This is a genomic window from Paracoccus indicus (assembly GCF_003056335.1).
Classification (GTDB): domain Bacteria; phylum Pseudomonadota; class Alphaproteobacteria; order Rhodobacterales; family Rhodobacteraceae; genus Paracoccus; species Paracoccus indicus.
The window spans coordinates 1-19,396 of record NZ_PYWA01000009.1; the positions used below are offsets into that span (position 1 = coordinate 1).

19 protein-coding genes, 2 pseudogenes and 1 other annotated feature are annotated in these 19,396 nt (G+C 61.5%); of the genes and pseudogenes, 5 read left to right on the forward strand and 16 right to left on the reverse strand.

The features are described 5' to 3' along the window. From DDE75_RS14215 to DDE75_RS14225, 3 genes and pseudogenes are all read right to left on the reverse strand, one after another. Positions 1 to 528, reverse strand: a pseudogene (locus DDE75_RS14215) (transposase); the annotation flags it as partial. Beyond that, positions 89 to 205: a sequence feature (AL1L pseudoknot), on the reverse strand. Its footprint overlaps the pseudogene before it by 117 nt. A gap of 288 nt (positions 529 to 816) precedes the next feature. Continuing rightward, positions 817 to 3,006, reverse strand: a complete 2,190-nt coding sequence (locus tag DDE75_RS14220) for an AAA family ATPase (protein WP_108503062.1) — start codon at positions 3,004 to 3,006, stop codon at positions 817 to 819. A gap of 387 nt (positions 3,007 to 3,393) precedes the next feature. Further along, complete coding sequence (locus DDE75_RS14225) at positions 3,394 to 3,804, reverse strand: VOC family protein (RefSeq protein WP_108503063.1); 411 nt, start codon at positions 3,802 to 3,804, stop codon at positions 3,394 to 3,396. A gap of 342 nt (positions 3,805 to 4,146) precedes the next feature. On the opposite strand from DDE75_RS14225, the gene DDE75_RS14230 reads away from it, so the two are divergent. Continuing rightward, entirely contained in the window at positions 4,147 to 4,638 is a 492-nt protein-coding gene (locus DDE75_RS14230) for a GNAT family N-acetyltransferase (RefSeq protein ID WP_108503064.1), read from the forward strand. Positions 4,639 to 5,166: 528 nt separating this feature from the next. Here DDE75_RS14230 and DDE75_RS14240 read toward each other — a convergent pair. The 10 genes and pseudogenes from DDE75_RS14240 to purC form a co-directional block, all read right to left on the reverse strand. After that, positions 5,167 to 5,683: pseudogene (locus tag DDE75_RS14240) on the reverse strand (transposase); the annotation flags it as partial. Between the two features lie 299 nt (positions 5,684 to 5,982). Further along, complete coding sequence (locus DDE75_RS17875; protein ID WP_418304189.1) at positions 5,983 to 6,564, reverse strand: DUF6634 family protein; 582 nt, start codon at positions 6,562 to 6,564, stop codon at positions 5,983 to 5,985. After that, a complete protein-coding gene (locus DDE75_RS14245; protein WP_108503066.1) occupies positions 6,552 to 6,974 on the reverse strand; it encodes a hypothetical protein in 423 nt (140 codons plus the stop codon). The genes DDE75_RS17875 and DDE75_RS14245 overlap by 13 nt, the downstream gene beginning before the upstream one ends. 934 nt (positions 6,975 to 7,908) lie before the next feature. Further along, complete coding sequence (locus DDE75_RS14255) at positions 7,909 to 9,243, reverse strand: glutamine synthetase family protein (RefSeq protein ID WP_108503179.1); 1,335 nt, start codon at positions 9,241 to 9,243, stop codon at positions 7,909 to 7,911. A gap of 5 nt (positions 9,244 to 9,248) precedes the next feature. Next, on the reverse strand, positions 9,249 to 10,073 hold the full coding sequence (locus DDE75_RS14260) for an ABC transporter permease (RefSeq protein ID WP_108503068.1): 825 nt from the start codon (positions 10,071 to 10,073) through the stop codon (positions 9,249 to 9,251). Beyond that, a complete protein-coding gene (locus tag DDE75_RS14265; RefSeq protein ID WP_108503069.1) occupies positions 10,070 to 10,936 on the reverse strand; it encodes an ABC transporter permease in 867 nt (288 codons plus the stop codon). The genes DDE75_RS14260 and DDE75_RS14265 overlap by 4 nt, the downstream gene beginning before the upstream one ends. 50 nt (positions 10,937 to 10,986) lie before the next feature. Then, entirely contained in the window at positions 10,987 to 11,721 is a 735-nt protein-coding gene (locus DDE75_RS14270) for a transporter substrate-binding domain-containing protein (RefSeq protein ID WP_108503070.1), read from the reverse strand. A 35-nt stretch (positions 11,722 to 11,756) separates the two neighbouring features. Continuing rightward, a complete protein-coding gene (locus DDE75_RS14275) occupies positions 11,757 to 12,551 on the reverse strand; it encodes an ABC transporter ATP-binding protein (protein ID WP_162799064.1) in 795 nt (264 codons plus the stop codon). A gap of 97 nt (positions 12,552 to 12,648) precedes the next feature. After that, positions 12,649 to 12,888: a phosphoribosylformylglycinamidine synthase subunit PurS gene (purS, locus tag DDE75_RS14280; RefSeq protein ID WP_072295419.1), complete on the reverse strand. Its 240-nt coding sequence runs from the start codon at positions 12,886 to 12,888 to the stop codon at positions 12,649 to 12,651. Positions 12,889 to 12,902: 14 nt separating this feature from the next. Continuing rightward, positions 12,903 to 13,664 carry a phosphoribosylaminoimidazolesuccinocarboxamide synthase gene (gene purC, locus DDE75_RS14285; protein WP_108503072.1) on the reverse strand — a complete coding sequence of 254 codons (762 nt, stop codon included), beginning with the start codon at positions 13,662 to 13,664 and terminating at the stop codon, positions 12,903 to 12,905. A 133-nt stretch (positions 13,665 to 13,797) separates the two neighbouring features. Here purC and DDE75_RS14290 point away from each other — a divergent pair, with 133 nt between their 5' ends. Then, positions 13,798 to 14,112 carry a DUF1476 domain-containing protein gene (locus DDE75_RS14290; protein ID WP_108503073.1) on the forward strand — a complete coding sequence of 105 codons (315 nt, stop codon included), beginning with the start codon at positions 13,798 to 13,800 and terminating at the stop codon, positions 14,110 to 14,112. On the opposite strand, the gene DDE75_RS14295 is transcribed toward DDE75_RS14290, so the two are convergent. Genes DDE75_RS14295 through DDE75_RS14305 form a run of 3 tightly spaced genes read right to left on the reverse strand, consistent with a single transcriptional unit; the run spans position 14,113 to position 16,401 of the window. Then, positions 14,113 to 15,456 (reverse strand): MATE family efflux transporter, encoded by a 1,344-nt coding sequence (locus tag DDE75_RS14295; protein ID WP_108503074.1) that lies wholly within the window; start codon positions 15,454 to 15,456, stop codon positions 14,113 to 14,115. A gap of 1 nt (position 15,457) precedes the next feature. Further along, on the reverse strand, positions 15,458 to 15,958 hold the full coding sequence (locus DDE75_RS14300) for a PaaI family thioesterase (RefSeq protein ID WP_108503075.1): 501 nt from the start codon (positions 15,956 to 15,958) through the stop codon (positions 15,458 to 15,460). Positions 15,959 to 15,960: 2 nt separating this feature from the next. Continuing rightward, the gene (locus DDE75_RS14305) at positions 15,961 to 16,401 is read right to left on the reverse strand and encodes a PaaI family thioesterase (RefSeq protein ID WP_108503076.1); all 441 of its coding nucleotides are present in this window, start codon (positions 16,399 to 16,401) and stop codon (positions 15,961 to 15,963) included. A gap of 142 nt (positions 16,402 to 16,543) precedes the next feature. Here DDE75_RS14305 and DDE75_RS14310 point away from each other — a divergent pair, with 142 nt between their 5' ends. The 3 genes from DDE75_RS14310 (at position 16,544) to DDE75_RS14320 (ending at position 19,216) form a co-directional block, all read left to right on the forward strand. After that, positions 16,544 to 16,921 carry a MerR family transcriptional regulator gene (locus DDE75_RS14310; protein WP_108503077.1) on the forward strand — a complete coding sequence of 126 codons (378 nt, stop codon included), beginning with the start codon at positions 16,544 to 16,546 and terminating at the stop codon, positions 16,919 to 16,921. Positions 16,922 to 17,034: 113 nt separating this feature from the next. Then, positions 17,035 to 17,433, forward strand: coding sequence for a MerR family transcriptional regulator (locus DDE75_RS14315; protein ID WP_108503078.1), 399 nt, complete (start codon positions 17,035 to 17,037; stop codon positions 17,431 to 17,433). Positions 17,434 to 17,437: 4 nt separating this feature from the next. Next, the gene (locus DDE75_RS14320; RefSeq protein ID WP_108503079.1) at positions 17,438 to 19,216 is read left to right on the forward strand and encodes an acyl-CoA dehydrogenase C-terminal domain-containing protein; all 1,779 of its coding nucleotides are present in this window, start codon (positions 17,438 to 17,440) and stop codon (positions 19,214 to 19,216) included. Positions 19,217 to 19,396 lie beyond the last annotated feature (180 nt).

Genomic DNA, 19,396 nt, shown 5'->3' on the forward strand with positions numbered 1-19,396 from the left:
TCTCGGGCCGCAGGACTGCGTCGCGCCGGGCACGATCCGACAACCGGGCCGGATCGGCCCGCTTCGCCAGGTGATCGTAGTAGGTGGATGGGGCGATCGGCAGAACCCTGCAGATCGGCTCGACCCCGTGCGCCTCACGCTGATCGTCGATGAAGCCGACCATCACTTCGACCGGCGGTCGAGCTCCGCCATCGCAAAATATGCGCTCGCCTTGCGCAGGATCTCGTTCGTCGGGAAAACAGTCCCCCGGACTGTTTTCTGACCCTCCTCACCCTGGCGCAGCTCCCGGTTCTCTCGTTCCAGCGCCTTCATCTTCTCGGTCATGTCGGTCGGGATGCCAGCCCGCTTGCCGCTGTCGACCTCGGCCTTCTTGATCCACTCGTTCAAGGTCTGGGGCGCACAGCCGATCTTCGCGGAAATCGACATGACTGCCTGCCACCGCGACTCATGGCGACCCTCGTTATCAAAGACCAACCGCACCGCGCGTTCACGCACTTCGGGGGAAAACTTGTTCCACGTCTTGCTCATGATGCTCCATCCTACTAGGAGTTGGAGCCTCCGGCAAACCCGGCGCGGTTCAGATCTCAATATCGATACAGTCAGGGTGAGGTCAAAGGACTTCCGATAAGCAAGGCGAGAGACGCAGACTATCTATCTCGGATGCGGGACGACGCGAAGGGCGGAAAGCGGTCCTTCGCTGCGCTTCCAATAAGATCATCCCAAATAATGGAAGCGGACGCTCAGAGTTACCCCAAATCGAAGCTTTTAATGCTCCGGGCTTTTAACGAGTTGGCACATCCGAAATGGCATTTCCTGTTATGAATTAGGCACGAGCCGATGGCTGGCACCGGACATCATCTCATAATGTGGACCCTGTTCGTAGAATTCAAATACGCGACGGAAAACACTGCGAAGGCGTTCGCCCGAATCTGCATCAAAGTAGAATTCCTCCGCGCCAAGGTAGCCATGTGACCCGTCGTTGAGAGAGCGTCGAAGTGCACCAAAGGCAAAGGCGTCCGCTCCATCAAGGTTGTTGAGGCCTGACATCCAATCTCTGTTGCCGATAAACTTGAAGTAGTGTTCCAAGATGCGCCGCATCGCATTGCAGAGAGCCACCGGGACTGTCGCTGGATCATTCACCTCGTCCCAAAGCGCACGATAGGCTGTCATGATCGGAGTATTCGTCCCATGGCTCGTCACCGACGAAACTCCAGCGGGCTTTCGGAGGATCCAATGCTTTGGATCTGGGGCTTTACCCTTCCAATAGCTACTGATCTCGTGATGGAAATGCGCATTGTGGGTTAGGACAATGACTTGAGAGATCCGACCGCCCGGGGCACACGCGTCCTCGAACAGCTTTCGGACCATGGCTGCGACCGTATGCACGGCGGCTGCGTCTTGGCTTGTCATCGGGTCGTCGATCACCACGACACGTCCTAGATTTTTCTCTGCTTCGTCATGGTCGCCCGCCAAGTGGTGGTAGAGATATACGAAGGCAAGGAAAGAACGCTCACCTTCCGAAAGCGTGTCGCCAGTCGGCGACCCATCGGCGCGATGAACGGCGTAGGTGCCATCACCCGATGTGGGGCGAAGGTGAAAGCCATTATGCCCCTGTAGTCGCAGCAGCTCATTGATCGCGTCGGCGGTTGCCTCAATGCCCGTGATGCCGCGCCGAAGAACAGATATTTCTCCATTCAACTGTGCGACTTTGGCTTCGCGCTGCTCGATTGTATTGCTGAGACCCTCAACCTTTTTCAGAAGCGGCTCTCGGCGCGCATCGTGGCCTATGTATTCGGACCGCGTGTCTGCGAGGAAACGGCACCACACCTCCTCCTGCCACGCAGAGCGTTCTCGGGCGAAATTTTCAGATAGATTCGTTTGATGATCAGCCTTGGCGTTAGCCCCATGCATGAATGACAGGACCATCCCGAAAGCGTCATCAACCGCTTCCAAATCGATCTCGGACGATGGAGCCGACAGCTTGCGATCAATGGCTTCGAGATTGCGACGGTGGAGTTCTAGCCATGTGGAAAATGCCTTGCTGGCATCTGCATCCAAAAGTGACGAGCCAGCCACCGCGGCGATCCATCCGCCAATAGCCTCGATATCTTTAGCATAGATGGCTCTGTCCCGACGGATTGCCTCAATCCCGCTTTCATAGGTAGCGTCGAAAATTGCAGCGATGCGGGTCGAAAGGGAGTGGTCGACAGGCTGTTGGCAGAATGGACACCGGCCGGAAGACTGCCGCAAGAGGGGGAGGCCCGCCTTCACCCAGTCAGCACTTCCGAGTTCTGCGACCAATTCAGCGATTGGTTGGTCGCTCGCCGGCACAAGAGGTCTGCGTAGGCGCTCTTGGACGGTTTCTTCGGCCGATGGCCTGGGTGGTAAAGGCAGGCGTTCGGCTACCGCTGGCGGATTACCTGCAAAGGTCTGCGCCTGCTCGAGAAGGTCGGCGAGAGACTTCGGTTCTCCGCCAGACCACCTTTCTGCACGGTCATAGTATTCGGTTGCGAAGCGGGCCTCGGCGCTCCATGTGCCGACGAACGTCAAAGATTTGTGCGGCGTCCATACTTCCTTTCTCTTATTCCAGATTTTCTTACTAAAATCTGCATTCTCAGCTTTAAGTGCAGGTTCACCTTGTGGTCCCTCCAGGCGCCCCTTTGCAGACTTCAATCTTTCATATTCATCATCTCGCTCGCCCTCCTTCTGCTCCACCTCCCGCGCCGCAGCCGCGTCATCACCGAGAGTGTAGATGCCGGGCATCGCCCGTGATGGATGGCAGTTGCGGGCGATGTAGTCTCGCCCAAAAACGATCACTTCCTTTGGCCCTGAAGCCCATCCCGTGGCGCACGATGGATATGACATCAAGTCTGCGAGCACCCGACTGATGGTCGATTTACCTGAACCATTGGGTCCAAAGATGACGTTGCAAGGCCCAAGGTCGTCGAGCCGGATACCAGTATCGGAAAAAGAAGCTTCAGAACGAATTTCAACAAAAGTCAGCATCGTTAAATGGTCTTCCTCAAAATTTGTCAGCCCTCAACGAGACGTTCCGCTCTAAAGACAGGCGCTCTATGACTTTTCGGTGATATCGTCTCGAATTGGCGCCACCGAAGACTGGTGCAAGAAAAAATACCTCATCGCGGAGGGGTCCCTCCAATTAGGCCGATTAGACCTGATTTCTTCGCCAACCGCGAAGCCGCATTTTATCTACCACTCCAAGTTAGCTTGCCGTATTTTATGCTGCAAGATGCGACGGGCGACCAGTTCGGGGAAGCTGTTCCGCAGCGTTGTTTAGAAATTCGAGCGGCAGCTATGGGCCGAGTGCACGGGTTGAAGGTTGCCGCGCCTCCGTGCCCTCGCCAGGCGCGGCCGATCGACGTGAAGGAGCCTTTAGCTGCCTGTTCCGCTCCGGTCAGGATAAGCATACTCAATCAGATCCCAACGGTTTCCCCACGGATCTCTCCAGACGACCACGCGCCCGTAAGATTCGTCGCGCGGGGGCGTCTCGAACCTGGCGCCTGCCGCTTGAAGGCGCTGACAGTCACCTACGAAATTTTTCGTTTCCAGGAAAAGCCAAACGCGTCCACCGCCTTGCTCTCCAACTGACCCAGACTGTCGGTCTCCAGTCGCGCGGGCGAGCAAAATCTCGGTTTCTGCGCCTGGCGGTGCGATCCGCACCCATCGTTTGCCGTTTCCAAGATCGGTATCTTCCCGGCACTCAAAGCCTATGCGACAGAAGAAATCGAGGGCTGCGTCGTAGTCTGGGACGAGCAATGAAAAGTGGGCGATGCGGGCGGGCATGAATGGGACTCGCGATAGGATGCTGAGAGAGTAGTTTTTAAGCACAGTTTCGCTTGGCTTGCACCGTTCCGAAATTCTGGATGACAGCTTTTCCCGCAAAGCAGACTCTGCTTGGTCAATCGCGCCGCGACAAGCATGAACGTCCGGTCTGGGGATGCTGCAAGGCAGCGCCTGACAGCGATCGTCTGGCCGCTTTGGGCCGACTGCGCCGTTGCAGCCTCCCACGAACGCGTCCCGGCGCCTAGGGTGACAGATCGACGTGAAGAGCCCTTTGTGGAAGTTGAAGCCTTGTGACTTGCGCCCCCAATCTCAAAACTGGCTCTCGCAAGATTGGGAGAAGCTATGGACGATATGCGGGTAGTGAAGCTGGAAGCTGAAGATCTAGCAGTCTTCAAAGCGATCCGGTTGGAGTCTTTGAGGATGGCTCCGACAGCGTTTGCCAACACCTTCGCAGATTGGTCGTCCCTGTCAGACGAAGAGTGGCTCGATCGAATGAAGATCCCTGTCTTCGCGATGCTGAAGGGGCAGGAACCTGTCGGAATCATGGGCCTGATGCGTCAGCGCGGAGAAAAACGGTCTCACCGCGCAACAATCATTATGGTCTACCTGCGCGAAAGCGAGCGCGGATCCGGCTTGGCTAGTGATCTCCTCCAAGCAGTTATGGCCTTTGCGAAGGAATGCGGCGTGCGCCAATTCGAACTGAACGTCAACCACACCAACGCCAGGGCCATCCGCTTCTATGAGCGCCATGGCTTCGAGAGGGTAGGGAAAATTCCTGCGGCGCTGATCGACGATGGCCGCAAAGTGGATGAGCTGATCATGGTTCATCGGTGAGGTAGCTAATGTCCGCTTCGTCCCGCATAGCAAACTGTGACCCGCCGATCTCGCTTAGCTAGACACAAACGTCCGCTCTGGGGAAGCTGCACCGCAGCGCCAGTCAGAGACCGACCGGCGGCAATGGGCCGAGGATGTTTAGACTCAATCTTGTGGTTCGGGACAATGGGCCAGCGGATGCGTTTCTGTGTCTGGTCACAAGGTCGGGGGACTTCGCAGTTTTCCAGTGCTAGTTTGCGCTGCGGGCGGCAGCGGCGGCAATCATCCGAGTAGTGAGCGAGATGGAGAGCACCATGCCTTGGAACAAGAAAGTCCTTGACAACCTGGACCAGCTTTACTGGTCCCCGGGAAAGTTGGGGCTCTTCACAGTGCCGCGGGAACTTTCGACAGACGGTTCAGGCTTCGTCGTGCCGAAGTCCCTTATTGAAGGGGGTAAATCGATCTATGTCAGAGGGCCGCGGCACGCGGAGTGGAGGAGTGTCTGAGACTTTGTGTATCTGACATGGCCCGTGCGGTTGTCAGATACGGTCAGGCTTCGAAGCGCCCGGTAAACATTATGGCCAGCTGATTGCGGGCCGCAACCCATTCGCGAACAGCGCGGCCACCCTTCTCGAAGATGCGGATCGCTAATAAGATCAGATTGGTCGCCGCCTCCTCGGTGGGGACTGACCCCTTGGTCTTCAGCGCCTTCCACAGTGTTCGTCGTATCGATGATTCTCCGGATCGCTGCACCGAAGGCAAAGAACGGGATCACTTCGGCCCAGGCCCGGCGCCAAGCCGGGGCGATAGAGGGATATTTCCCGGCCCATTTCTCCTAGAATAGGTCGAGCTGTCGGGCGGGCTCCTCAGCCGTCCGGGCTTGGTAGATCGGGCGCAGATCGGCGGCCACGGCCTTGCGGTCCTTCCGGCTGCAGAAATTCATGGAATGACGGATCGGGTAAACAATGCATGTCTGAACTGTAGCGTCCGAGAAGGCCGCCGTGATGGCCTCCGGGAAACCCTTCAGGCCGTTCACGATCGCGATCGGGATGACCCGTAGCGAACGGTAGCCCTGAGATTGGAAAACCAACTCGTCATTCCCCGCCTGGGAGCCGTTGACCGCGTCATGTTCCGGCTAAGTTACGCCAAAATGCGTCGGACCTCAGCTTAGGTCATACCTTTAGCATCAGGCAGGTATCGCAATGCCATTGCAAGGTCAGCTTTCGTTCAATACGGATCAAGGAGCGTCGCCCCGGCGGGATTTGCAGTCCGCATGCGATGCAAAAAACATCGCCGCTGAAATTCTTGCTTTCCCGCGGTGGTCGTATCGTCATCTTATGGCGAAATGGACGTTCTTTATGCTTGTTACGACCCGGTCGCGTGTAAATTCCTTAGCTGCGCTATGACATTCGTCATGAGGGTCTCCAAGAATGCCTCATATACGATAGCTTTATAGCCCGTTGGCCCAAAGGGCCGGGAGAGGGGATCCTCGGCGAGATCCCCCAGATCAATGTCAGACATGCCCTGCATGATGGGAATGGGTTCGCCGAGCCGATACCATTGGCTGAATGTCCTTGCCCATCCGGCTTTACGGCTCAGGCCGAGCAGCGGGGACGTCCGGACGGAACAAGTTCCGAGAAGGGGATGCCCTGTCACATGTCCCCAAAGAACTGGCAGGTTCGTTCCGTCTTTGATAGCGGGGATCCAAAGTTCGGCCAACGGCGCATCTACCAAGTCCTCGGCTGTTGGGCCACGCTCCAGTGCGGCAAGTGCGGCTCTGGAACGCCGAATGAAAAACTGATTTTCAAGCATTTGAGGCTCTATGACGGTGTGTCCGTTTTGTATGGTTGTGGCTACTGCCACCTTGCAACAAACGGGATGCCTCGTGCTTCCGCATTGTTGCAATCGGCGGTGGGTCGGCTGTGCCTCTACACCTATCCATGGCATTGGGGCTCGCTGTCCCGAAGGAATGCCTCGAGCACCTCACCGTCCAAGTTTTTCAGAGCGTCGGCCGGCACCCCGTCGAAATCCAGATGTGGACGCATCATCCAGTTCAGCAGTCGGAAGTTGCTCCACCCGGCGGCCTTGGATGCAGCGACAATTTGGACAAGGCCGGGATAGGGCCTGCAGCTACTCATGTCGAACTGGAAGGCGGGATAATTCCACCTGCCAGCAATGCGGAACCGCAAAAGCTTGCCTTGAAGCTGAACAGAGGACCACGCTGCATCCGTGGACGCAGCGCATAGCAGCTGGTAAACCTCAGTCTCATCCAACATCAGCACACCGCTCAGAATTTGCCGGCAAAGCGCGCGGCGGAGTTTGGCCTCGCGACGGCGCTTTTCATGACCCGCGGTCATCTCATGTCACCACCGGTTGGCTTTTTCGGGTCGGATGCTCGGCCGAGCATCCCTATGACAGTGGAGCAAGCGTGCCGATGCCCGGGGCGCGACAGCTGCAAGGGCATCCGCAATGGAATAAACTGAAGCCCCCGAGGGCACCAGGGCCAGACCTTCCTGCTTTGCGAAGCGGATCAAGTGGGGAAGATCCGCATTCTTCCGGCGCGGGATCATGCGAAAGCTGAACCGCAACTCTGGTAGCCAAGACAACGTCTTCGTCGGCACCGCCCAGATGACCAAGGCGTTGCCAGGGCGCACGCTAAAATCGGAGCAAGTCCAGTCTGGGTCGGCGGTAGGCTCCAAGGCCAACACCGGACCCTCGGCCAAGTCTTTGTCGGCCTCACTCAGAATACTAGGGTAGAGGTGGTTAGCCCACAAATTCGCCCGCTTGTGATCCAGTTTCGTCAACTTTACGCCCCCGGCCCTGTTCTGGTGAGCCATAATTTGGAACCTCTCGTTGACACGCTCTGGCATGGCGACGCCGGCACTCGTGACACGCTGTGACATGAAATACACCAATAGGCGGCTGCCCACTCTGCGGGGAGGCAAGTCGTGGTTGGGGAGCGTTGCCTTGATAGAGGTAAATCTGGTCATGACTGGTCCTTGATTGAACTAACCGCACATTCGCGGCTGGAGACGTTCATCCAAGGGGGACGAACGCGTGTTTCAGAAGGACCCGGGTCAGCAATTAGTCATGAGTTTCGGATGCACCGCCGTCAAGCAGACGTCAGGAAACGCCACCCTGAGGCGTGCGTCGTCAACACATAGAGTTCAAACTTGGCTAAACATCTGAATCAAAACGATACCACTACTTAACGCCTTCGTAGTGGCAGTTTTTTGCGTGTCGGAATGGCAAAAAACCCTGCAAAAGGCAGTTTTACGGCGGTCATTACAATCAGACCGTGTCGAGATACAGCTCGACAGTCTCTTCGTCCGAGAGTTCCGCCATGTAGTGCAGTTCCTGGCGCTTGGTCATCAGGTAGTTCTCGACCAGATGAGCAGGCAGGATGCGGCGGATTTCGGGGCATTTGTCGAAGGCCTCGATCGCTGCGCCCCAGTCACCGGGCAGCTGGGCCAGGTTCTTGTCATAGGCGTTGCCCTTGAAGGGGGCGGGCGCCTCCAGCTTGTCCTCGATGCCGTTCAGGGCTGCGCCAAGGATGGCCGCGACGGTCAGATAGGGGTTAACGTCGCCCCCCGCCACGCGGTGTTCGATCCGCCGCGCCTTGGGGCCCGATGACGGAATGCGGATCGCTGCCGTGCGGTTCTCATAGGCCCAACCGATGCCGGTCGGCGCATGGGCATTGGGCACCAGCCGATCATAGCTGTTTTCATGCGGCGCAAACAGCAGCGTCGATCCGGGCATGGCACGCAGGCAACCGGCGACGGCCTGGCGCAACTCCTCGGTCCCCTCCTCGCCGCCGTTGTCGAAGATGTTGCGCCCGTCCTTGGTCAGGATCGAGAAATGCATGTGCAGCCCGTTGCCGGAAAACTGCTCATAGGGTTTGGCCATGAAGCTGGCCGCAAAACCGTAGTTGCGGGCGACGCCCTTGACCAGCGTCTTGAACAGCCAAGTGTCGTCGGCGGCCTTCAGGGGATCGGCCTGATGCATCAGGTTGATCTCGAACTGGCCGGGGCCTGCTTCGGAAATCGCGGTATCGGCGGGGATGTCCATCGATTCGCAGGCGTCATAGAGCGTGGTGAAGAACTGGTCGAAGGTGTCCAGCGCGCGCAGCGACAGAACCTCGCCGCCGGTGCGGCGCTTGCCGGACCGCGGGCTGGGCGGCACGCGCAGCTGGCGGCCGCTGTCGTCGATCAGGAAGAATTCCAGCTCGGTCGCGACGACGGGCACCAGCCCTGCCGCGTCATAGCGTTCGACCACGCGGGCCAGCGCCTGACGCGGATCGCCATCATAGGGGGTACCGTCGGGGTGGAACATCCACAGGGGCAGCAGCGCGGTGGGCGAGGCTTCCAGCCATGGCATGGGGACGAAACCGCGTTCGGTCGGCAGCAGCAGCCCGTCGGGGTCGCCGGATTCGAAGACCAAGGGGCTGTCCTCGACGTCCTCGCCCCAGATGTCCAGGTTCAGCACCGAATAGGGGAACTTGGTGCCCTCCTCGACCAGCTTGTCGGCGTATTTCGCGGGCAGACGCTTGCCCCTTGCCACGCCGTTCAGGTCGGCGGCCGCGACGCGGATCGTCCGGACCTCGGGGTGTTCGCGCAGCCATTCCATCTGGATCATCTCACTATCTGGGGGCGATACTTGACACGCCGGACCTGCCCCGGAAGGTGTCGGTTCAGGCGCCGGTTCACCCTGCCAAACAGCCAGATCAAAGCCAAGGTGGCAGCGACGAAATAAGCCGCCGCGATCGGATAGGCCACGAAGGGGTTGAAGGTCTTGTCGGCGAAATAGCTGGCATAATAAAGCGCATCGCCGCGCTGCTGGAACGCCGGGAAGCCGCTGAAATAGACCAGCGTCGTGGCGTGGAACAGGAAGATCGCCTCGTTGGTATAGCTGGGCCAGGCCAGCCGCATCATCGTCGGCCAGATGATGCGCCGGAACCGCGTCCAACCGGTCATGCCATAGGCATCGGCGGCCTCGACATCGCCCTTGGGGACCGACATCAGGGCCCCGTGGAAGATCTGCGCGGAATAGGCGGCGGTGTTCAGGATCAGGACGAACAGCCCCCCCGCCCAGGCCCGCGTCATCCAGCTGGTCTGGACCGTGATGCCCAAGATGTCGACGCCAGCGCGGGGCAGCAGGACCAGCGCCTCGTAGGCGATGAAGAACTGGATGAACAGCGGGCTGCCGCGGAAGACGAAGATGAAGGCATTGGCAGGACCGCGCGCCCAAGGATGCCGGCTGGCCTTGGCGACCGCCAGCCCATTGGCCAGCACGAAGCCGAAGGCCAGCGCCAGGAACGCGAAATAGAGGTTCCAGATCAGCCCCGATCCGATCAGCGTGAACTGTTGGCACAGGGTGTAATCGGCGCGTGGCAGCAGGCGTTCGCCCATGCCGATGGACCGCAGCGCGTAATCGGTGATCGTCTGCGCGCAGGTCATGCCGACACCCCCGCGCCCATCGTGGCCTGCCCGCGCGACAGGCGGCGCGTGACCCGCGCCAGCACGCGTTCCGAGATGAAGGTCATCAGCAGGTAGAAGACCAGAATGCCAAGGAAGTAATAGAGCCGCCAGTCGGGATGAGGATAGGTGAAGGCACTGGTCTTGGACCCGCCCAGCTCACGCGCCCAATAGACGATGTCCTCGACCCCCAGCAGGAACAGCAGCGGCGTGGCCTTGATCAGGATCATCCACAGGTTCGACAGCCCCGGCAGGGCATAGGTCCACATCTGCGGGATCAGGACGCGGCGCGTCACCTGGCGCTGCGTCATGCCATAGGCCTCGGCCGTTTCCAGCTGCGAATGAGGCACCGCCTGCATCGCGCCGTAGAGCACGTTGGCGGCGAAGGCCCCGAAAACTACGGAAAAGGCGATGACCGCCAGGAAGATGCCATAGGCGTCATGCACCCAGGGCGGGCTGGTGCTGAGCGGCAGCTTGGCCGCGGCGCAGACCACGAAATCATTGCCCTGACGGATGGGGGCATCGCTTTCGCACAGCATCTTGGCGCGCAGCCATTCGAAGCCCTGGTCCAGCGCGATCGGCACGAACAGGAAGAACAGGATGTCGGGAATGCCCCGCACCATAGAGGTATAGATCTTGCCGAACCAGCGCAGCGGCGCGACCCGCGACCGCGAGGCCATGGCTCCGCCAAAACCGAACAGCAGCGCGACCGGCGCGGTGATCGCCAGCAGCAGCAGCACCGTTCCGAAGCTGCCATAGAACAGCAAATGGGTGCCCGAGGTCAGATAGCATGACAGCCAGGCAAGCCCCTCAAGCGAGGACGGATCGGTGCAATAGGAAAACATCGGATATCCCGGATGGCCGCCGCGGTGCGTGACCGCGGCGGCGGGTCATGTCACTCGAAGGTCAGGGCGTCGTCGCCGAACCACTTGACGATCAGCTCGTTCAGGCTGCCGTCTTCCTTCATCTCGGTGATGACGGCGTCGAACTTGTCCTTCAGCTCGGTGTCGGACTGGCGCAGGCCCATGCCGATGCCTTCGCCCAGGGGAACGGCATCCTTGCCGTCGACCCAGACCAGCTCTCCGCCCGATTCCTCGACGATGGGGGCCAGGAAGTCGCGGTCGGCGAAGACGGCGTCAGCCTCGCCATTGCGGACGGCGGCGACGGTCTGGTCGGGATTGGGGTATTCCAGCAGGGTCGCGCCGGTCTCGGCCACATGACCAGCCTGGATGGTGCTGGTCTGGGCGGCGATGATGCCGCCTTCGACGTCCACGTCAGCCGACAGCGCCGCATAGGCCGAAGGCATCGCGGGCGTATAGGGCTGCGTGAACTGTATGACCTGCTTGCGTTCCTCGTTGATGTTCATGCCGGCCATGATCGTGTCATAGTTCGAGGACACGAGGTTCGGAATGATCGAGTCCCAATCGTTGCGGACCCAGGTGCACTCCAGCTCGGCGCGGGCGCAAAGCTCATTGCCCAGCTCGATCTCGAAGCCGGTGACTTCGCCGGTCGCATCGTCGATGAAGTTGTAGGGGGCATAGGCGCCCTCGGTGCCCATGCGGATGGTTTCGGCATTCGCCAGACCGGCGGTCAGTGCCATGGCGGCGGCGGCAATCATCAGAGTCTTCATGCTGACATACTCTCCTGTTGGTGTTCGTTTTTTTATTAAGCCATCGTGGCCGACAGGAACTGGCGCAGACGGTCGGTCTGCGGGTTCCCGAACAGCTGCGAAGGCGGGCCTTCTTCGCAGATCACGCCCTGGTGCAGGAAGACGACGTGATCGCTGACATCGGCGGCCAACCGCATGTCATGGGTGACCATGATCATCGTGCGATGTTCACCGGCCAGATCCTTGATGACCTTGACGACCTCTTGCTGCAATTCCGGGTCCAGCGCGCTGGTCGGTTCGTCGAACAGCAGCGCGGTCGGCTGCATGCAAAGCGCGCGTGCGATGGCCGCGCGCTGCTGCTGGCCGCCCGACAATTGCGCGGGCCAAGCGTCGCATTTGTCGCCGATGCCGACCTTGTCCAGCAGGGCGCGGGCGCGGGCTTCCACCTCGGCGCAATCCTCGCCCAGAACCGTCAGCGGCGCCTCCATGACGTTCTGCAGGATCGTCATATGGGCCCATAGGTTGAACTGCTGGAAGACCATCGACAGGTTGGTGCGGAACCGCGTCACCTGCGCCCGGTCGGCGGGCGCACGGTCCTGACCGAGGCCCTTCCAGCGCACGGCCTCGCCGTCGAACAGGATATCGCCCGCCTGGCTGTTCTCGAGCAAATTGCAACAGCGCAGAAGGGTGGATTTGCCGGAACCCGATGATCCGATCAGGCTGATGACATGACCGCGCGGAGCGGTCATCGACACGCCCTTCAGCACGTCGAGCTGGCCATAGGACTTGTGCAGCCCGTTGATCTGGATGACCGGCACGGTCTTGTCGGAGGGGGTCGGGGTCTTGTTCATCATCCGCGCATTGGGCGTCAAACGCCACGAATTTGCAACGGGGACTTGCGGGCAACCTGACCATAAGGCCAAGCTGCCGCAACGTCATCGCAGCCTGTCAGGCAATCTCGATCGAGTATTTTTCGATCACGGTATTGGCCAGCAGGCCCTCGCACATCTTCGCCACTTCCGCGCGGGCGGCCTCGGCGTCGGTGGCGGCCAGGTCCAGTTCGATCAGCTTGCCCTGACGGACGCCGGAAACGCCGTCATGGCCCAGACCGCCAAGCGCGTGGCGGATCGCCTCGCCCTGCGGGTCCAGAACACCGTCCTTCAGCATGATGGTGACACGGGCTTTCATCGCGGGCTTCCCTCTCAGTTGATCGCGGTCGGTTTCAGGCTGGTCGTATTGGCGGGCATCAGGCCCAGCCTGCGCGCCACCTCGGTATAGGCGTCTGTCAGGTTGCCCAGATCGCGGCGGAAGACGTCCTTGTCCAGCTTCTGGCCGGTCTTGACGTCCCACAGGCGACAGCTGTCGGGGCTGATTTCGTCGGCGACGATCAGGCGCATGAAGTCGTTGTCCCAGACGCGGCCGATCTCGATCTTGAAGTCGATCAGCTTGATGCCCGCGCCATAGAAGACGCCCGACAGGAAGTCGTTCACGCGCAGGGCCAGCGACACGATGTCGTCCAGATCCTGCTGGCTGGCCCAACCGAAGGCGATGACATATTCCTCGGAAACCATCGGATCGCCCAACTCGTCGTTCTTGTAGCTGTATTCGACGATCGGACGGGGCAGCAGCGCACCTTCCTCGAGGCCCAGACGCTTGGACAGCGACCCGGCGGCAAAGTTGCGCACGATCACTTCCAGCGGGATGATCTCGACCTGGCGGATCAGTTGTTCGCGCATGTTGATGCGGCGGATGAAGTGGTTGGGCACGCCGATGTTGGTCAACCCCTGCATGAAGAATTCCGACAGGCGGTTGTTCAGCACACCCTTGCCTTCGATCGTCGCCTTCTTCTGGGCATTGAACGCCGTCGCATCGTCCTTGAAGTACTGGACCAGCGTGCCGGGTTCCGTACCTTCGTACAGGATCTTGGCTTTACCTTCGTAAATCTTCTTGCGCCGCGGTGCCATGGCCCCACCGTCCTTTCGGATGTCTCTCAATGAGGCGGCTTAACGCAGAAAGGCATCTGGGGGCAATACGAGGGTTGCGACATGAGGTGCGAAAGGCTCTTATCTTCCTCAAGTCACAGCAGGAGGTGGACCGATGACCACGTTTGACGACCGAGAACGCGCCTATGAGGCGAAATTCGCCCATGACGCCGATCTGCGCTTCAAGGCCGAAGCACGCCGGAACCGCCTTCTGGGCGAATGGGCGGCCGAGCAGCTGGGCAAGACCGGCGACGATGCCCGCGCCTATGCCATGACCGTCGTCACCTCGGACTTCGAGGAACCGGGCGAGGAAGACGTCTTCCGCAAGGTCCAGACCGACCTGCAGGACGTCAGCGACGACGCCACCATCCGCGCCAAGATGGCCGAACTGATGACCGAGGCCCGCCGTCAGGTCGCCGAGGAAAGCTGATCACGCGACGGCCGCGTCGCCCTGCGGGGGCGTCGCGGCATCCTCGGCATGGCCGTAACGGCGCAGCATGGTGATGGCGCGCGCGGTGTTCAACGCCATCAGCGCTGCCCACAGGCCGTGATTGCCCCAGATCGGCGGCAGGATCAGCACCGCCACAACGAAGACCGCGACCGAGCGGATCATCGCGTTGCGCATGTCCCGCGTCAGGGTCGCCCCGATGAAGATGCCGTCCAGCATCCAGCCCGCCACGCCGATCAGCGGCGCAAGCCCCAGCCACGGCAGATAGACCCGCGCCTCGGCCCGGACCTGCGGCGAGGTCGTCAAGATGTCGATGATCGCCCCGCCCGCGATGATGAAGACCAGCCCCAGCACGACCGCGCCCCCCAACCCCCATTGCGAGGTCAGGATGGATGCCCGGCGCACGCGGTCGGGCCGATGCGCGCCCACCGCCTGCCCCACAAGGCTTTCGGCGGCGAAAGCAAAGCCGTCCAGCGCAAAGGCCGTCAGCGCCACGAATTGCAGCAGCACCTGATTGGCGGCCAGTGGCACGTCGCCTTGCCCCGCCCCCAGGAACAGAAAGCTGGTCATGCAGCCCTGCAGCAGCACCGAACGGATCATGATGTCGGTGTTCACCCGCGCCAGCCGGTCGATCTTGGCCCGCGCAAACAGGCTGGCCGTATCGCGAGCCGCCGTGATGGCACGCGCCAGCACATGGCGCGCCAGCCACAGCCCGACGGTCAGCCCCGCCAGCTCGGCCGCCAGCGTGGCCCAGGCCACGCCGCTGACCCCCAGGCCCAGCCCCAGCACGAACCAGATGTCCAGACCCACGTTCAGCCCGTTCTGCAGCAGTTGCAGCCCCAGCACCGCACGGGTGCGTTCGACCGCGATCAGCCAGCCGGTGATCGCGTAAAGCCCGATGGTCGCAGGCGCCCCCCAGATGCGGATGGCCAGGTAATCGCGGGCCAGTGTTTCCACCGCATCCGATGCAGGTGCCAGCCGGAACGCCGCCCAGAAGATCGGCACCTGCAGCGCGATGAAGACCGCCCCCGCCGCCCCCGCAATGGCCAGCGCGCGCAGCAGATGGGCACCGACCTCGGCCTCATCGCCCGCGCCGTGGCTTTGCGCCACCAGCCCGGATGTCCCCATCCGCAAAAACCCGAACACCCAATAGATCGAGGTCAGAATGACCGCGCCAATGCCCACCGCACCGATCGCCTCGGGTAGGCCCAGCTGGCCCACGACGCCGGTATCGACCAGCCCCAGCAGCGGAACGGTCAGGTTCGACAGCACGATGGGCAGCGCGATGTTCAGCACGCGCCGATGCGTCAGCAGAGGGCCTTCCATGTCAGGGCTGCGGCATCAGGAAATGCCCGGTCGCCTGCGCGATCAGGCGGGCGCGGTTGTCCTGCCACGCCTCGACATGGACCGAGGCATAGCGCCGACCAGACCGCACCACCCGCGCCCGCGCATAGGCGTCGCGCGGCAGGCCCGAGCGCAGGTAGTCGACGGTGAAATCGATGGTCTTGGGCAGGCGCGGCAGGCTGTCGGGGACTGCCGCATCGGGCGCGATGCGGCCCGACTCCAGATCCTCCCACATGACCGACCAAGACAGCTCGATGATGGCCGTGACTTCCAGGAAAGCCGCCGTCACGCCGCCATGGATGGCGGGCAGTCGCGGGTTGCCGATCAGCTTTTCGTCATAGGGCAGGATGGCGGTCAGTTCGTCGCCGCGCCGGTCGAAGGTGATGCCCAGCCAGTTCATGTAGGGAACGCCGGTGACCAGCGCCTTCAGCGCCGAATCGCGGCGCGACTTGATCTGGTGCAGTGGTTCGTTGCGGTCGCCCATGTTCACCTCTCGGCCGTGAAGGCGCCGGTCGCGGTCGCCACGGGGTTTTCGCCATCCTCGTCCAGCGCCACCGCCCGCAGGAAGGCCACGCTGCGGGTCATGTGGTAACACTCGGCACGCGCGGTGATGCGCTGCCCGGGCTTGGCCGCCCGCATGTAGTCGATGCGCAGGTCGATCGTCGCGGTCGAGGTCGGATTGCTGGGATGCACCATCACCGCCGCCCCGCAGCAGGTGTCCATCAGCGCCGAGACGACGCCGCCGTGGATGACGCCCGTGCGCGGGTCACCCACCAGATGTTCGGCCCAGGGCATGCTGATGACGGCACGCCCCTGCCCCAGTTCGTCCACCCGCATGCCCAGGGCGCGCGCATGGGGGATGGCTTCGATGAACTGCTGGGCGATGCGGGTGCGATCGTCCTGGGGGCCTTCGGTCTGGTCGGGCATCGGCCTCTCCTTGTCTTTGTTGATGCTTAGCTGCCCGTCGGGCGCATGCTCAACCCCAATGAACCACGGTTGCGCGATTCGGTTGAGAATATGAGCGACACCACCTAAGTTTACGCAAAGGGAACTCGGAGAGGAGGCGCCAATGACCGAGGAACGGATCAGCTTCAAGGATATGTGCGCGCGCTTCGACGTGACGCCGCGAACGCTGCGCTATTACGAATACATCGAACTGCTGAAGCCCCACAAGGAAGGCCGCGCCCGCTTCTATGGCCCGCGCGAGGTGGCGCGGATGACGCTGATCCTGCGCGGCCGCCGCTTCGGCTTCTCGCTCGAGGATATCCGCCAGTGGCTGCTGATCTACGACAAGAAGGGATCGCGCGAACAGTATCAGGTCTGGATCGAGATGGCCCAACGGCAGCTGGACGTGCTGGACCAGCAGATCGCCGACATGCAGGCGGCCCGCGCCGACCTTGCCCAGCTGCGCCAGACCGGAGAGGACGAGCTGGCCCGCATGGAATGACGCCACGGCAGGGAACTGTCGTGACGCCGCGTCTTGCTTACGTTCGCGTCAACTTGATCCTATCTTCAAGCCAAGGACGGAACGCCAGGTTTCAGGAGGAGGAGCCGCCCACCATGTCCGATGAGCTGATGACCATTCGCCAGATGTGCGACGCATTCGACGTCACGCCCCGCACGCTTCGCTTCTACGAGGCGCGCGAGTTGATCTTTCCCCAGCGCAGGGGCCAGCACCGCCTTTACGACCGGCGCGACCGGGCAAGGCTGACGCTGATCCTGCGGGGCAAGCGCTTTGGTTTCAGCCTGGAACAGATCCGCCAGTTGCTGGAGCTTTATGCCCCCGGCAGCACCAACCGCACCCAGATCGCCGCGACGATCACGGTGGGCGAGGAACGGCTGGCCGACATGGAACGGCAATATGCGGAACTGAGCGAGGCCATCGCCGATCTCAGGAAGCAGCTCTCCGACGCGCAGATCCGGCTTGCCGCCGCGTCCCACGAACAGCCCACAGGATAACGCCATGCCGATCTACAATCCGCCGATCCGCGACCTGCAATTCGTGCTGCACGATGTGCTGAAGCTGTCGCAATCCGACCTGCCCGGTCACGACGACCTGGACCCCGAATTCACCGAGGCCATCCTCGAGGCGGCAGGCAAGCTGTCCTCCGAGGTGCTGGCGCCGCTGAACCTGCCCGGCGATCAGCAGGGCTGCATGCTGGAAAACGGCGTCGTGCGCACCCCTGACGGGTTCGGGAAGGCCTTCGAGGCCGTGAAGGAAGGCGGCTGGACCGCGCTGGACTGCGACCCCGAATACGGCGGTCAGGGCATGCCCTATACCATGGGCGTCGCCACCGGAGAGATGTTCGTTTCCGCGAACATGGCCTTCAACATGTATCAGGGCCTGACCCATGGCGCCTATTCCGCCATCCACGCCCATGGCACCGACGACCAGAAGCAGACCTATCTGCCCAAGATGGTCAGCTGCGACTGGACCGGCACGATGAACCTGACGGAACCGCATTGCGGCACCGATCTGGGCATGCTGCGCACCAAGGCCGAACCCCAGGACGACGGCAGCTATCTGATCACGGGCCAGAAGATCTTCATCTCGGCCGGCGATCATGATCTGGCGGAAAACGTCATCCACCTGGTGCTGGCCAAGGCCCCCGGCGGCGGCGAGGGCACCAAGGGCATCAGCCTGTTCATCGTCCCGAAGTTCCTGGTCAACGAGGACGGCTCGCTTGGCGAACGCAACGGCGTCTCGGTCGGTGCGCTGGAACACAAGATGGGCATCCACGCCAATGCAACCTGCGTCATGAACTATGACGGCGCCAAGGGCTGGCTGCTGGGCGACCTGCACAAGGGCATGCGCGCCATGTTCACCATGATGAACGAAGCCCGCATCGGTGTCGGCCTGCAGGGCTATGCCGGGGCCGTCCCCGCCTATCAGAACGCCGTCGCCTATGCCAAGGACCGCCTGCAGGGGCGTTCGGTGACGGGTGCCAAGAACCCCTCGGGACCCGCCGATCCGCTGATCGTTCACCCCGACATCCGCCGCAGCCTGATGGACCAGAAGTCCTTCCTGGAAGGCGCCCGCGCCCTGTCGCTCTGGGGTGCGCATCTGATCGATCGCAGCCACCTGGGCAATGACGCCGATGCCGAAGGGCTGATCTCGCTGATGACGCCGGTCATCAAGGGCTTCCTGACGGACAAGGGCTTCGAGGCGACCGTGCTGGCCCAGCAGGTCTTCGGCGGCCACGGCTACGTCGAGGAATGGGGCATGAGCCAATTCGTCCGCGACGCGCGCATCACCATGATCTACGAAGGCGCGAACGGCGTGCAGGCGCTGGACCTGGTCGGCCGCAAGCTGGCGCAGGACGGCGGCAAGCACGTCATGGCCTTCTTCGCGATGATCAAGACCTTCTGCAAGGACAACGCCCAGAACGAGGCCATCGCAACCGACTTCATCGCCCCCCTCAAGGCGGCCTCGAAGGACCTGCAGACGGCGGCCATGTTCTTTATGGAGCGCGGCATGAAGAACCCCAACGACGCGCTCTCGGGGTCCTACGACTTCATGCACCTCTTCGGCCATGTGACGCTCGGCTTCATGTGGGCTCGAATGGCAGTCGCGGCACAATCCGGGTTGGATACAGGAACCGGCGACGCGGATTTCCTGAAGACCAAACTTGCCACCGGGCGCTACTACATGAAGCGTCAATTGCCGATGACTGCAACGCATCTGGCTCGCATCCAATCGGGTGCGGAGACAGTGATGGAACTGGATCAGGAAGCCTTCTGATCCGGCGCCAGATGCCGAGGGCGGGGGATATGGGTATTTGCGCAACCGAGAAATCCGAGGTTGCGCCCCGACCCCTCCCGCCTTCCGGCAGGTCAGACGTTAACGGCCCAAGGACCGGGGCGACTTCTCGGTTGGCGGTCATCGGCCCCCCGGCCTGTACCGCAGGACCAGAACTAATCC

Bases quoted from the DNA above. Each gene is read 5' to 3' on its own strand.
- DDE75_RS14220 (WP_108503062.1), bottom strand. From the start codon at position 3,006: ATGCTGACTTTTGTTGAAATTCGTTCTGAAGCTTCTTTTTCCGATACT.
- DDE75_RS14225 (WP_108503063.1), bottom strand. From the start codon at position 3,804: ATGCCCGCCCGCATCGCCCACTTTTCATTGCTCGTCCCAGACTACGAC.
- DDE75_RS14230 (WP_108503064.1), top strand. From the start codon at position 4,147: ATGGACGATATGCGGGTAGTGAAGCTGGAAGCTGAAGATCTAGCAGTC.
- DDE75_RS17875 (WP_418304189.1), bottom strand. From the start codon at position 6,564: ATGCCATGGATAGGTGTAGAGGCACAGCCGACCCACCGCCGATTGCAA.
- DDE75_RS14245 (WP_108503066.1), bottom strand. From the start codon at position 6,974: ATGACCGCGGGTCATGAAAAGCGCCGTCGCGAGGCCAAACTCCGCCGC.
- DDE75_RS14255 (WP_108503179.1), bottom strand. From the start codon at position 9,243: ATGGAATGGCTGCGCGAACACCCCGAGGTCCGGACGATCCGCGTCGCG.
- DDE75_RS14260 (WP_108503068.1), bottom strand. From the start codon at position 10,073: ATGACCTGCGCGCAGACGATCACCGATTACGCGCTGCGGTCCATCGGC.
- DDE75_RS14265 (WP_108503069.1), bottom strand. From the start codon at position 10,936: ATGTTTTCCTATTGCACCGATCCGTCCTCGCTTGAGGGGCTTGCCTGG.
- DDE75_RS14270 (WP_108503070.1), bottom strand. From the start codon at position 11,721: ATGAAGACTCTGATGATTGCCGCCGCCGCCATGGCACTGACCGCCGGT.
- DDE75_RS14275 (WP_162799064.1), bottom strand. From the start codon at position 12,551: ATGAACAAGACCCCGACCCCCTCCGACAAGACCGTGCCGGTCATCCAG.
- purS (WP_072295419.1), bottom strand. From the start codon at position 12,888: ATGAAAGCCCGTGTCACCATCATGCTGAAGGACGGTGTTCTGGACCCG.
- purC (WP_108503072.1), bottom strand. From the start codon at position 13,664: ATGGCACCGCGGCGCAAGAAGATTTACGAAGGTAAAGCCAAGATCCTG.
- DDE75_RS14290 (WP_108503073.1), top strand. From the start codon at position 13,798: ATGACCACGTTTGACGACCGAGAACGCGCCTATGAGGCGAAATTCGCC.
- DDE75_RS14295 (WP_108503074.1), bottom strand. From the start codon at position 15,456: ATGGAAGGCCCTCTGCTGACGCATCGGCGCGTGCTGAACATCGCGCTG.
- DDE75_RS14300 (WP_108503075.1), bottom strand. From the start codon at position 15,958: ATGGGCGACCGCAACGAACCACTGCACCAGATCAAGTCGCGCCGCGAT.
- DDE75_RS14305 (WP_108503076.1), bottom strand. From the start codon at position 16,401: ATGCCCGACCAGACCGAAGGCCCCCAGGACGATCGCACCCGCATCGCC.
- DDE75_RS14310 (WP_108503077.1), top strand. From the start codon at position 16,544: ATGACCGAGGAACGGATCAGCTTCAAGGATATGTGCGCGCGCTTCGAC.
- DDE75_RS14315 (WP_108503078.1), top strand. From the start codon at position 17,035: ATGTCCGATGAGCTGATGACCATTCGCCAGATGTGCGACGCATTCGAC.
- DDE75_RS14320 (WP_108503079.1), top strand. From the start codon at position 17,438: ATGCCGATCTACAATCCGCCGATCCGCGACCTGCAATTCGTGCTGCAC.